The 633-nt window shown below is 48.3% G+C and carries 1 protein-coding gene; it reads left to right on the forward strand.

Features of this window, described 5'->3' with window-relative positions:
* Positions 1-38: 38 nt before the first annotated feature.
* Positions 39-633 (forward strand): mannose-6-phosphate isomerase, class I (manA, locus tag R7Z50_RS28485; RefSeq protein ID WP_318149879.1); only part of this gene is annotated, 595 nt, incomplete at its 3' end.

Below are 633 nucleotides of genomic sequence, written 5' to 3' on the forward strand. Positions count from 1 at the left end.
CGATTCAAACTCAAGCTGCGCATCCGACGTTCTTCCTGATGAACAACGTGATTCAAAACTACGCTTGGGGCAGTACTACTTCTGTTAACCAACTGTTTGGCATTGAAAACCCAACGGGCGAACCACAAGCAGAAGTATGGATGGGCGCGCATCCAAACGGTTGCTCAGTGGTGATGGTAAGCGGCGAGGAGACCAAACTCTCTTCACTGATTGCTCAAGACATGAATGCTTTTCTGAGTGAAGAAGTCGCAAACCGTTTTGGTGAACTTCCATACCTGTTTAAAGTGCTTGCCGCCGAGAAAGCGCTGTCGATTCAGGTGCACCCAAACAAGCAACAAGCAGAACTGGGTTTTGCACTGGAAGAAAAACAAGGCATTCCCCTAACCGCTGCAAACCGTAACTACAAAGATCCAAACCACAAACCAGAATTGGTTTACGCGCTAACCGAATACCAAGCGATGAATGGCTTCCGCCCAACCAGTGAAATCATCAGCTTCTTCTCTGAGCTGGCGATTCCTGAGCTGCAAGACTTGGTGGATGACCTTATCGACAATCAAACTTCAAAAGGCTTGGTGAGCTTCTTCTCCGGTCTATTGTCACTGGAAGGCGAACAGAAAGAGATGGCGTTGACGG

The sequence above is a fragment of the Vibrio sp. 1249-1 genome (assembly GCF_033340495.1).